Origin of the sequence: Sphingomonas phoenicis (assembly GCF_047238005.1) — a bacterium.
Taxonomy (GTDB): Bacteria; Pseudomonadota; Alphaproteobacteria; order Sphingomonadales; family Sphingomonadaceae; genus Sphingomonas.
The window spans coordinates 2,152,599-2,165,209 of sequence record NZ_JBDFMC010000002.1 but is presented as its reverse complement, the minus strand read 5'-3'; the positions used below and the strand labels follow the sequence as shown (position 1 = coordinate 2,165,209).

Below are 12,611 nucleotides of genomic sequence, written 5' to 3'. Positions count from 1 at the left end.
GGCATTGAGCAAGATAAACGTCTACCTATGACACAGGTTGTTGACAAGCTGTCTCAGCACTGCGAAATCTCAGCAACTTAGAGAGGATAATCGGAATGTCGGAGGGGCTGCTTGCGGGCAAGACCGCGCTTCTCACCGGTGCGCTTGGAACGCTGGGCCGTGCGGAGGCGCTGCGGCTCCGCACGGCGGGGGCGCGCCTGATCCTGCTCGACCTGCCTGACCGGCAGGGCGAAGGCGACGAGATCGCCCGACGGATGGGAGCAGACGCGCGTTACATCGGTGTCGATCTGTCGCAGTTGGACGAGGCGGAGCGTCGCGTCGCCGCGCTGGCTGATGAGCACCCGGTCGACATCCTCGTCAACAACGCCGCGCTGATCGTCAACAAGCCGTTCGAAAGCTTCTCGCCGGCCGAGTTCGAGGAGCAGATGCGCGTCAACGCATCGGCCGCCTTCGCGCTCGCCCGCGCGCTCGCGCCCGGCATGAAGGCGCGCCGCTACGGCAAGATCGTCAACTTCTGCTCGCTGGTGCTGAACGGCCGCTGGGACGGTTATGTGCCCTATGTCGCGTCCAAGGGCGCAGTGCTCGGCCTGACGAAGTCGCTGGCGCGGGAACTGGGCGCGTTCGGCATCCGGGTGAACGCTGTTGCCCCCGGGGCGGTGGTATCGGATGCCGAGGAACGCGTGTTCGGCGACCGCCTGTCCGAATACAACGGTTGGATCCTCGAGAACCAGAGCCTGAAGACGCGCATCCAGCCGGAGGATGTGGCGGAACTGGTCTGTTTCCTGGCGTCGCCGCAGTCGGACATGATCTCCGGCCAGAATATCGGGATCGACGGGGGATGGTGACGGTCGATCCGGCGGCGATCGCCCGCGCCCATCATCATCGTAAAGACAAGAACGTGAAAACAAGGGGACAGAACATGCGGAACGCGCCTCTGGTGCGGCGGCTGGCGCTGCTGGCGACGGTGTCGACACTGGCTATCGGAGGAAGCGCCGCAGCGCAGACGCCGCCGGTCGCGACCGGTCCTTCGTCGCCCCGGGGCGAGGCGGCGGATCCCACGCCGACCACGGTCGACGACGCGGGCCAGAACGAGGACATCGTCGTCACCGGCATCCGCGGCTCTCAGGAGCGGGCGATCTCGCTGAAGCGCAACGCCGCGTCGGTGATCGATTCGATCTCGGCAGAAGACATCGGCAAGCTGCCCGACGTCACCATCTCCGACTCGCTGCAGCGGATTCCCGGCGTCCAGATCCGTCGCGGCGCGGGAGAGGGCGGGGCGGTGAACGTCCGCGGCCTGCCGCAGGTGACGACGCTGCTGAACGGCGAATCCTATCTCAGCGGCAACTCGATCACCAGCGTCCAGCCGAACTTCCAGGACATCCCCTCGCAGCTGTTCGCCGGCGCCGACGTCGTGAAATCGTCGACCGCCGACCTGCTAGACGCCGGCATCACCGGCACCGTCAACCTGCGCACGCGCCGTCCGTTCGATTTCACCAAGACGCTGACCTTCTCGGCCGCGGGCGAGATCCAGCACGGCGAGAAGACCGACCGGTGGGAGCCCAACGTCAACGGGCTGGTGGCGTATAGCGGCGAGCGTTTCGGCGTCGTCCTCGCTGCCGCCTACACGAAGATCCATCTTGCCAATTCGCAGGAGGGCATCATCGCCGGCTATGGCGGCACGATCCGTTCGGAGGGTACCGACGCGCTCGGCACCAGCGGCTTCTCGCCGTCGTTCCGGCCGCGCGGCACCCGGTTCGGTACCAGTGGCGCCGACGTCAACGGCGACGGCGACATCGGCGACGCCTATTTCGTCTCGCAAGGGTTTCAGGGCTACAACACCGAGAACCGTCGCGAGCGATTGGGCATCAACGGGTCCGTCCAGTTCAAGCTGAGCGACAATCTGGAACTGACCGGCGACGGCTTCTACGCCCGGCAGGACGAGCGCGCGCGTATCGCCGGTTTCCAGCAGGCGAACATCAATTGGCAGGCCGCCGAGTTCGTGCCGACGCAGACGCGCAACACCGGCGCCAAGGTGCGCGGCACCTTCGACTTCAACACCGTCAGCGTCTACGACTACGATCTGGGTGATTTCACCTTATGGTCGCAGAACGACCATTCGGTGACCGAGTCGCAGAATTACAACGTGGAGCTGAAGTTCGACAACGACGACAACTTCAAGGTCGTCGCCCGCGGCCTTTATGGCAAGGCGAGCCAGACCTACGACCAGAGCTACGCCGCGTTCAGCCCGTCGAACGGGCGGCAGTGGCAGCCGAACGGCATCGGCAACTACCCGGCGTCGGCCGGCGGCGACCGGGCGTTCAATCCCGACGGCTATACCGTGAACACGCTGGCAGGGTTGGGATCGCTGCACTCGATCGTCGATTATACCGGCGATCGTCCATCCTTTACGCTGCCGCAGCAGCTGCTGACCCAGCTCGGCGACCCGTCCAAGATCGGGTTCAAGGGAACGTCTTCGGAAACCAACTACCGCCGGGACGCGGATCTGAAGGTCGGCCGACTGGATGCGTCGTACAAGGTGAGCGACGACCTGACGCTCGAGTTCGGCGGCCGCTTCAGCGACCGGGATGCCGACAACTACTCCTTCGATCGTGCCGCGCCGCTCTATCCGGGCCTGGCGCAGGGTCCGGGTGCCACCGCGGATCGTGCGTGCCTGGTCAAGTGGAAGGCGTTCGACGTCGCGCTGAACTCGAATTCGGCAACCAACCCGGCCGCCTGTTCGGTGCCCGACGGTGCCGGCGGCTTCTACACGGCCGGCATCGCCTTTCGCGGCAACGATCCGCGCTTCGACGGCCTCCTGAAGCAGGTGACCCCGCCGACCGCCGGTGTGCCCGCACTCTACGTCCTCGATCCCAAGGCCATGGACAACGCGCAGGCGTTCCAGGACTCCTTCTATCCGGGGAACGTCGAGGTCGCCAATCCGGGTGCGTCCTATGCGGTCGGCGTGCGCCAGATCACCGGCTATTTCCAGATCAACGGCGAGGGTGAGTTGCTGGGGATGCCGATCCGCGCGAATGGCGGGCTGAAGGTGATCGATACCCGTCTCGATGTCGTGCAGAACATCACCGGCATCCCGCGTCCCTACGGCCTTGCCAACACGTTCCAGGGTACGACGGAAACGAAGCGCAGCTTCACGGACTATCTGCCGTCGGTCAACGTCGCGCTGGATATCACCGACAATCTGCGCCTGCGCGGTGCGGTCACCCGCACCATGACGCTGCTGAACCTCAGTCAGTGGGGCGGTGGCCTCAACCCGACCTATGCGATCGACACCAGCGGACCGACACCGATCTTCCGCGTCACCGGCGGCAGTTCGTCCGGCAACCCGCAGCTCGACCCGTGGCGGGCGACGAACTTCGATCTGTCGGCCGAATATTACATCGGTCGGGGCAGCCTGCTGAGCGTCGCCGCCTTCTACATCAAGGTCGACAGCTTCACGCAGAACGGCACGATCGTGCGCACCGACCTGCCCGACAACGACGGCGTCGTGCGCGGCCGCCCCGTGTCGATCAACACGCCCATCCAGGGTGCCGCCGGAACGCTGAAGGGAGTCGAGGCGCAGTGGAAGCAGTCGTTCCGCGATCTGGCCTTCATGCCGACGCTGCTGTCCAACTTCGGCTTCGACCTCAACCTGACCTACTCGCCGTCCAAATCGGGGGCGGTTGATCTCGCCGGCCGCGACGTTCCCTTCCAGGACAATTCCAAGATCCAGACCAACGTTACCGGTTTCTATCAGGACGACCATCTGCAGGCCCGCCTCGCCTGGAATTACCGATCGGAGCGCGCAGTCTCGCAGAATTTTGGCGGCGTCGGGGGCCTTCAGCTCTACCAATCGCCGGTCAGCTACGTCGACGCGTCGATCAGCTATGATCTTACGTCCAACCTGACCATTTATGGACAGGGTTCGAACCTCACCAGCGAGTATGAGCGCTACTATCTGGTCTGGAAGGATCAGAAGGCATACAACAATATCTACGAGCGTCGCTTCACCGTCGGCGCGCGCGTGAAATTCTGATCCCTCGGCAGTGACGGACGCAATGGACGGTCGCGGCACCCCCGTACTTCGGGAGCGGAGATGAGCCAGTCGGTCGCGGAACGGGGGCCGGTCGACCCGGCCCGCTTCGGGGAAGAGGTGGTGGCGTCCTACCGGCCCGTGGTGCTGCGGGGCCATGCCGCCGGGTGGCCCGCGGTAAAGGCGGCTCGCCAGTCGGACGAGGCATTGGCCGCCTACATCGCCTCCCTCGATAGCGGCCGACAGACGGAGCTGCTGGTCGGCCCGCCCGAGATCGGCGGCCGCTATTTCTACGACGACGGGCTGCACGGCTGCAATTTCCAGAAGCGATCGACCACGGTGTCCGGGTTGTTGACCCACCTGCTGCGCCAGCGCGACCGGGATCAGGCCACCGCGCTGTACGCCGGGGCGGCCGCCACCGATGCGGTCCTGCCGGGATGGAGCGCGGACAATCCCCTGGGCTTGGATCTGCCCACCGCCCAGGCGAGGGTCTGGATCGGTAACGAGAGCCACGTCGCCACCCATTTCGACGAGTCGAGCAACATCGCGGTCGTCGTGGCCGGGCGACGCCGCGTGACGCTGTTTCCGCCGGAGCAGGTCGACAATCTGTATCTCGGCCCACTGCATCTCACCATCGCCGGGCCGCTAGTCAGCATGGTCGATGTGGCAAGGCCCGACCTCGATCGATATCCGCGCTATGCCGAGGCGGAGAGACACGCGCTCCATGCCGATCTTGAACCGGGCGACGCGCTCTACATCCCGCCGATCTGGTGGCATGCCGTCCACGCGCAGGGCGGCTTCAACGTGATGGTCAACCATTGGTGGGAGGAGCCCGGCAGCCGCTCGGTCATCCCGACGATGATCGCCGCCCTTCGGGCGGTGCGCGACCTGCCGCCGGCGCATCGCCAGGCGTGGCGCCACTGGTTCGATCGCATGGTGTTCGATGACGCCGCACCAGCCATGGCCGATCACCTGCCCGAGCATGCGCGCGGCTATGCGGGGCCACCCTCGCCGGCGCGTGCCGCGTTCCTGCGCGCGATCGATGGGCAGGCAGGGCGCGACGTTTGACCGCCCGGCCGCTGCGATCGATCGTCATCGCAGGTGGCGGAACGGCGGGATGGATGGCGGCGGCCCTGCTGTCCCGGCGGCTCGCGCCGCTCGGCATCGCGATCACGCTGATCGAGTCTGCGGCGATCGGCACGGTGGGTGTCGGCGAGGCGACCACCCCGGCGATCCGCGACTTCTTCGCCGAGGCGGGGCTGGACGAGGCGGCGGTGATGCGCGCGAGCGAGGGCACCGCCAAGCTGGGCATCCTGTTCGACGGCTGGGCAGGCGACGGCAACCGCTTCTTTCATCCGTTCGGCTTGTACGGCACGCCGTCGAACGGCGTCGACTTTCACCATTACTGGCTGAAGCTGCGGGCCGCGGGCGATGCAACCCCGCTCGACCGGTACAGCCTGGCCTGCCAGCTTGCCCTGCATGGCCGGATGATGACGCCGCTGCGTCCCGCGCCCGACTATGCCTATTTCGACTGGGCGGTGCATTTCGACGCGGCGCTGTTCGCCCGTCACTTGCGCGACATGTCCTTGAGCCGCGGCGTGACGCGCATCGACGCGCGCATCCGCCACGTCGACCGCTGCGTCGAGACCGGTCGCATCCTGGCACTGGATACGGACGGGGCGGGCAGGATCGCCGCCGACCTGTTCATCGACTGCACGGGTTTCCGGTCGCTGATCGCGGGCGAGGCGTTGGGTGAGCCGTATATCGACTGGACGGCCCTGCTGCCCGTCGACCGCGCCGTCGCGATCCCCTGCGCCGCAAGGGGCGGGAAAGAGAATATAGAACCATTCACGCGGGTAACTGCGCGGCCGGCGGGATGGCAGTGGCGTATCCCGCTGCGCCACCGCGTCGGCAACGGATATGTCTATGCGGGTGGCCATGTATCGGACGACGAAGCTTGCGCCACGCTGAGAGCGACGCTGGAGGGGGAAGCGCTGGCCGAACCGAACCTCCTGCGCTTCACCACCGGGCGGCGGGAGCGGGCCTGGGTGTCGAACTGCGTCGCACTGGGCCTGGCGGCGGGGTTTCTGGAGCCGTTGGAGTCGACCAGTATCACCCTGATCTATTCGGGGCTGCAGCGCCTGCTGTCCCTGTTTCCGGATACGGCGATGGATCCTGCCCTGGCAGCCGAATATAATCGCATCACTGCCCTGGAATATGAGCGTGTACGCGACTTCCTGGTGCTGCATTACTGGGCGAACGGGCGGACGGAGCCGTTCTGGCGCGAGCGGCGCGATACCGTTCTGCCGGAACCGCTGGCGCACAAGATCCGCCTGTTCGCGGCGCGCGGCCGAATGGTCCGGCTGGAATGGGAGACGTTCGCGGATCCCAGCTGGCTTTCCATCCTGATCGGCATGGGGATCGAGCCGGAGCGCTGGGACCCACTGGCCGACGGCTTCGCCCCGGATCAGATCCAGGGCGCCTTCGGCCGCATGGCTCGCGACGTGACGAAGCTGGCGAGCGCGGCGCCGACTCACCGAGATTGGCTGGAAAGCATGCTCGGCAAAGTGGCGGGATGATTTCGGCCTGTCGTGGCGTTGCTGGGTCGGTTCCGAAGCCGGGGAGCGATGGAGCGGCTCGGGATGTCCGTTGCCGGGTCATCCTGCCCGGGTGTCGTCCATCCATTTCGGCAGTATGATCCTCGATCGGGCGGCGGGTGGCTCGACCGACAACGCGACCAGCTCGCCGGCGCGCAGTGTCGCATCGACGCGCGTTCGGTGGGGAGCGTGCAGGCGGAAGTCGACGTCCCACTCGCGCGGCCAGGCGGGGAATAGGTGGATCGCATCGCCGGGCGTCTGCATCAGCATTTCCTGCAAGCCGATCATGCCCGATCCGCCCCAATTATGGTCGGGAGTCCAGTCGTGGCCGGGGCCCCAGAAAGTCGGGTAGCGTTGGGCTGAATCTTCGAGCTTCAGGGCGATGAGCCTGGCGGCTTCGTCGGTCAGGCCGAGACGCGCGCAGAAGATCGCGTCCTGATGCCAGCTCTTGAAATCCTTCTGGATCGGGGTGTCGACTCCGTGATGCCATGTGTCGATCGCAATCTGCAGATCCGGCAGGCCGACGCCGTATTGGTGGTAGGGGAAAACCGGGTAGAGTTGCGGGATCTCGACGTTCTGGATGCGGTCCCATAGCGCCGCGGGCGAGATGACGCGGCGGCCGGCCAGCCGGCGGATCGGGAAGGGTGGCAAGGTCGCTCGCATCGCGGTGTAACGCGAGCGGAGCGCGGGGCCGAGCAGCCGATCGGGCAGTGCGAGCAGCGCAGCCAGCACCGCGTCCAGGCCCGCGATCGTCACGGTCGAGTTCAGCGTATTCTTGTACGTCTCGCAGGCGGTTCCGGGATACAGCACCAGCTTGCCATCCACATCGAGCTCGGACCCGGCGATGCGCGCGTGTTCACGGCGATAATGCTCGTCGAAGAAGGTTAGGCAGCTGTCGATGAAGACCAGATCGCCGGATACGTCACGGCCGGCAAACCGACCGACATCGAGCATCATCAGGCAGAATTCTAGGACGGTGTCCCAGAGGTAATCGACGAAGGCACTGTCCTCGACACCCGGCAGCCGTGCCGCCGGCTTGTTCCAGGTGCGTTCCCAGCCCCATTCCTGGCCGCAGCACAGACCGAAATTCTCGATCTGTTCGACGAAGCAGGCGCCCTTGTGCCCCCAATAGACTTCCGTCCTCAACTCCGCCGTGCGGCGCAGGCGACGATAGAAGTCCAGCTGTGGTTGCATGATGTCGGCATCGCCGCTCTTCAGCATCGGCCAATAGACCAGTCGCTGGTTCTGGGCGGTAAACTCGCCACCGCCCCATGCGCGATAATCGGGTGAAAGGCGCAGCTCCGCCTTGGTGAACTCCGGATCGACAGTGAAATTGCCGCCGTTGAACTTGGTCGGCCACAGGCCGGCCGCGTTGGTGCCGAGCTGGTGGCGGAACAGCTGGTAGTTGCGGCCGATCCGCCATCGCTGGCTGTCCGGTCGCGGATCGCCCGGCTCGATCGCAATCCAGCTGCGGCTCCAGAAGGCCCGCCACCAGCGACGGCTGCGACGGCGCGACGCTGCTGCTCCCGGAGCAGAGGCGACCAGCCGCCGCAGGCCCGCGAGCCAGTCGTCGCGGGAGCCGGTCCGGGCGACATGGCAATACAGGCGGAGAGCATGTCTCCGTCGGGGGCGACGGCTCGCAAGTCTCCAGCCGGTGAAATCGGTGCTGGCGTAACGGCCCTCGACCGTGCCGGCAGGTGCGAAGTCGTCGCCGCGCATCAACGCGCCGAAACCGAGCCCGGCGAGGGGGTTCCACAATCCCTTCTTCACGCCGGTCAGCCCCTGCTGCGCGACGAGCAGGTCGAAGACGCCGGCGTCCCGATTGTGATGCCGGCTGAGGACCCCGCCCTCGGCGAAGCCGACCTCGTCCGCGTACTGGCGCGGAGTGACGGGTGCGCCGTCGTAGGAGCGATGCATCGACATCTCGGCGGGGACATAATCGCGGTCACGGGTTCGCCAGCTTTCCCAACTGGCGGTGATCGCGACCGGCACGATGCTGCCGACCGCGACATGGACGATCGGCGTTTCGACATCGGCCCAGATGGCGACGGTAAGGTCGCCGCAGGTAACCACGATCTCACCATCGACGAGGCGCAGGCGCTGCTCGAACGAGGTTCCCTCGCCGAACGGCGATGGGTCGAAGCGCAGCCGCATGCGACCGAGTTTCAGATAGCTGTTGGTCTCGTCGAACGCACCGCTGCGGGCGACGTAGAACAGGAGTTCTTCGCCTTCGACCCAGACGTTCAGCCCGATATCTCCAGCCCCGCACGGCATCGACCCGCCTGCATTCCGGCTGGGGCTGCGCCAGACCGGGTCATAGGCAGCCATGCGGCGGTCGAGCGCATCAATGTCGGGGTGTCGTCGTTTCCCGCACCGGCCGGGTGGTGCTGCCGCCGAGACGGCGGTCGCCGTCAGACCCGCGAGCGTCGCCCGCTTTGCCTCATCCATGGTGCAGTGTTGCTGCTCCTGATGGGCAAAGCAAGGATGTAAAACGGATCGCCCCGATGCGAGTACCCCGTCTCACCGTCCTGTCATCACCACCGGCTGGATCGTCCCGTCCTTGTTGAAGTGCAGACGATCGATCGCCAGCATCCGATGATCGCCCTTGGTCTCGTTCAGCGGCCGGCGGTGATAGACGATCCACCATCTGTCGCGCCCCGGCTCCTTTATGACCGAGTGATGCCCCGCACCGCGGGCCACGCGCTCGTCCTGCGCGAGGATCGTACCCTTCTTGGTGAAGGGACCCAGCGCGGTCGGCCCGGTGGCGTAGGCAACGCGGTAGTCCGGCCCGGTCCAGCCACCTTCGGACCACATCAGATAATAGGTCCCGTTCCGCTTCACGACGAACGACCCCTCGACATAACCCGGCGGCGTGATCTCGCGATAGATGGTTCCATCCGGATAGGCGCGGAGGCTCTTCAGATCCGGCGCGAGCCGCACGACGTTGAGGTGTCCCCAGCCGCCATAATAGAGGTAGAGCTGGCCATCATCGTCGCGAAACGCGAACTGGTCGATCGGCTGCGCACCATTGTGGATGCCGCCGATCAGCGGCCTGCCGATCAGGTCGCGGAACGGTCCCTGTGGCGTGCTCGAAACGGCGACACCGATCCCGCCGGTTTCACCCTCGTGAACGTCATTCGCGCCGAAGAACAGATAGAAGCGCCCGTTAGCCCGGATCACCGACGGTGCCCAGATGGCGTAGGCCGCCCAGCGCACCCCGGTCGTGTCGAGGACGCGCGGATGTTTGGTCCAATGAACGAGATCCGTCGATGAGAAGGCGTCGAGATATGTCTGGGTGAGAAAGGCAGGCCGGATGTCGGGTGCGGCACGCATCCTGCGCTGGGCCTCGTTCAGCGTCGGCGTCGGGGCGTCGACAGGTGCTTCCGAGACCGTCGGGTAAATCCAGTATCGCCCATCGAACCGACGGATCTCAGGATCGGCATACCACCCGGCAACGATTGGATTGCGCGGCCTGACATCCGAGTTGGCCGCTCCGACCAGAACAAGGGCGAGGGTGGTCGCGACGACGCGCGCACGACGATCGAATATCATAGGGAAAGCCTGCCAATCGCCCTGCCCGAGTGCGATGAGACGATCGCACGACAATTATCGTCTTTGCAATTGGCAGCTCGCCGATACGACACAGGCGTTCGGGCCATCTGTTCGGCCATCCGGCAGGTCAGTGTCGGCGTTCGTCGAATGTGTTACCGACCGGGTCGAGCACCAAGCACGGATGGATGGACCTGATGCATCCTCCCTCGCACAGTGCCGCAATAGAGATCGCGTAGCAGGGGCAAGGCGCCGTAGGTCACCTGGGGAAATGGATCCCGCAGAGCTTGTTACCATCCGGATCCCGAACATAGGCCAGTTCGATCACGCCCAGCGATGCCGACTTGCGCGGTCCAGGCGCCGCTTCGATCGAGGTACCGCCGGCAGCGACGGCGACGTCGTGAAACCGCTTCACCTGTTCGGGCGAGTCGCACGAGAAGGCGACAGTACTGCCGTTCGCCACGGTGGCCGGTTCATCGTTGATGGGCTGGGAGACGATGAAGTTGGTCCCCTTCCCGCTGCGGTAGAAGAGGCGCGTATGGCCGCTGTCCGCTATGTTCAGCGTTGCCTCGCCCACGCCAAGCACGCCGAGCACCTGATCGTAGAAGCGCTTCGACCGCTCGATGTCGTTCGACCCGACCATGGTGTGGAACAGCACGTATCATCTCCTGAAGGCTGATCGGCCCGGCAAGGCCGCCGACTGCCTGCCATAGCCGAAACCGACGGCCGGTCACCCCGGAAGCTGATCGCCATGGATGCGAATCGCGTCCGGCTTCTTGCGCCCGGGCTCCCGCGAGCGGATGTTAGGGCAGCAGCGACTCGGGGGGATAGCGAGATGAGCAGATGGCTGTTGTCAGGCGCGCTCGCTCTGGCGCTCCCGGCACCGGCGGTTGCGGAACTCGGCCCTGAGGAGACCGCGGCGGCGCGTTTTCTGGAGCGTTCGGGTCACCGCCTTGCCGCGGCCGAGCCCACTGCCACCGACATGGCGCCCATGGTGTCGAGGCTCGCAGGCGCCCGGGTCATAGGACTTGGTGAGGTGACGCATGGCACGCATGAGGACGTTGCCTTCAAAGCGCTGCTCTTTCGCGAGCTGGTGAAGGCAGGGGCCGTCGACACGCTCGCGATCGAGGCGAACCGCATCGTCGGCGTTGGCTTCGACCGCTTCGTGCGGGAGGGTGCCGGCGATCCGGCCGCGCTGATCCTGTCGCCCTCCGCATTCAAGATCTTCAAGAATGACGAGTTCGCGGCCGTGTTGCTGTGGTTGCGAGCCTGGAACCTGGCGCACCCCGACGCGATGATCGGCGTCATCGCGATCGACGACCAGGACGGTGCCGTCGACGCCAACTTCGCGCTGGGGGTGTTGGCCCGCCATGATCCGGCAACCGCGCAGCGCTTGCGGCAGTCGTTCGGCACGATGCTGCCGGCACCCGGCGCGCCGCGGATCCGCCCTTCGGACTGGATCGCCGAGCACGGGACGGCCGACGTTGCGCGGGTGCTGGCCGCAGCGGCAGAGCTCCGCGATACCTTTGCCGCCCATGCCACCGACTGGCGGGCAGATCCGGATTATTCGGAGGCCGCCTATGCTGCCCGGCTGGTATGGCAGAACGTTCGCATCTTCGAACTGGACGTGAAAGGCGCCGACCTGAAGGACCATTCGGGTGAATACTGGTCACGCCGGGATCGTTTCATGGCTGACAATCTGCTGGAACGGCTTGGCGATGGGCGCCGCGCCGTCCTTTGGGCGCACGACGATCATGTGATGCACACCTATACGGCGGAGTGGATCAAGCTCGGCGCGACCGGCCTCGGCGTGGAGGTGCGGCGACGGCTGGGTGTCGCGTATCGAACGCTGGGGTTCACCTACACCCGAGCGACGGTCACCGCGACGCGCGGCACGAACATCGACCTGAAGCAGCTCGTGGGCAAGCAGCACGACGTTGCGATACCGCTCGACAACAATAGTCCGCACTCGACCGGGCGCGTCCTCGCCGCCTTGCCCGGCGATGTGTGGTGGTTCGACGCTGCCGCGACCGGGGCAGATCGGATGCGCGGCGATGGCTCGCGCAGCCGCTGTGGAACGGCAGCGTGGGATGGATCGTCGATCCTGCCAAATTCCAGAAGGGGAATGTTGCCGAGGAATCCAGTCCTCTCATGACCGGTTTCGATATCCTCGTGTGGTTTCGGACCATGTCGCCGCAGCATCGGTGGCCAGTGCCCGCAACTCCACCCGGGTCCTGAATACGGGCGCTACAGCCGGAGGAGATCAACGGAACCGCCATCGAGGAACGCGGTCTGCCGATAAACCAATCCGTCTTGCCGGCTGCTCCTGCGTTGACGCAATGGCAGGTCCTCGCGAGCTGGGCTGCCAGCTTCGAAGACCTGCCATCGCGCGGTGATAGCACCTTGCGGAAGGTTGAATCGTGATCCGCTTGGTT

8 protein-coding genes are annotated in these 12,611 nt (G+C 65.7%); 5 read left to right on the top strand and 3 right to left on the bottom strand.

The genetic code is table 11. The features are described 5' to 3' along the window. Positions 1-95 precede the first annotated feature (95 nt). From ABC319_RS11445 to ABC319_RS11430, 4 genes are all read left to right on the top strand, one after another. Positions 96-845 carry an SDR family oxidoreductase gene (locus tag ABC319_RS11445; protein WP_413070349.1) on the top strand — a complete coding sequence of 250 codons (750 nt, stop codon included), beginning with the start codon at positions 96-98 and terminating at the stop codon, positions 843-845. A gap of 74 nt (positions 846-919) precedes the next feature. Continuing rightward, positions 920-4,033 (top strand): TonB-dependent receptor, encoded by a 3,114-nt coding sequence (locus tag ABC319_RS11440; RefSeq protein WP_413070348.1) that lies wholly within the window; start codon positions 920-922, stop codon positions 4,031-4,033. Positions 4,034-4,093: 60 nt separating this feature from the next. Beyond that, positions 4,094-5,098, top strand: coding sequence for a cupin-like domain-containing protein (locus ABC319_RS11435; protein ID WP_413070347.1), 1,005 nt, complete (start codon positions 4,094-4,096; stop codon positions 5,096-5,098). Further along, a complete protein-coding gene (locus tag ABC319_RS11430; protein WP_413070346.1) occupies positions 5,095-6,609 on the top strand; it encodes a tryptophan halogenase family protein in 1,515 nt (504 codons plus the stop codon). The genes ABC319_RS11435 and ABC319_RS11430 overlap by 4 nt, the downstream gene beginning before the upstream one ends. Before the next feature lie 78 nt (positions 6,610-6,687). On the opposite strand, the gene ABC319_RS11425 is transcribed toward ABC319_RS11430, so the two are convergent. The 3 genes from ABC319_RS11425 to ABC319_RS11415 all read right to left on the bottom strand — a co-directional run bounded on the left by ABC319_RS11425 (position 6,688) and on the right by ABC319_RS11415 (position 10,834). Then, on the bottom strand, positions 6,688-8,955 hold the full coding sequence (locus ABC319_RS11425) for a DUF5703 domain-containing protein (protein WP_413070345.1): 2,268 nt from the start codon (positions 8,953-8,955) through the stop codon (positions 6,688-6,690). A gap of 192 nt (positions 8,956-9,147) precedes the next feature. Continuing rightward, positions 9,148-10,179: a glycoside hydrolase family 43 protein gene (locus tag ABC319_RS11420; RefSeq protein ID WP_413070344.1), complete on the bottom strand. Its 1,032-nt coding sequence runs from the start codon at positions 10,177-10,179 to the stop codon at positions 9,148-9,150. Positions 10,180-10,435: 256 nt separating this feature from the next. Next, positions 10,436-10,834, bottom strand: a complete 399-nt coding sequence (locus ABC319_RS11415) for a VOC family protein (RefSeq protein WP_413070343.1) — start codon at positions 10,832-10,834, stop codon at positions 10,436-10,438. A 177-nt stretch (positions 10,835-11,011) separates the two neighbouring features. Here ABC319_RS11415 and ABC319_RS11410 point away from each other — a divergent pair, with 177 nt between their 5' ends. Then, positions 11,012-12,331, top strand: coding sequence for an erythromycin esterase family protein (locus ABC319_RS11410; RefSeq protein WP_413070342.1), 1,320 nt, complete (start codon positions 11,012-11,014; stop codon positions 12,329-12,331). The last annotated feature ends 280 nt before the right edge of the window (positions 12,332-12,611 follow it).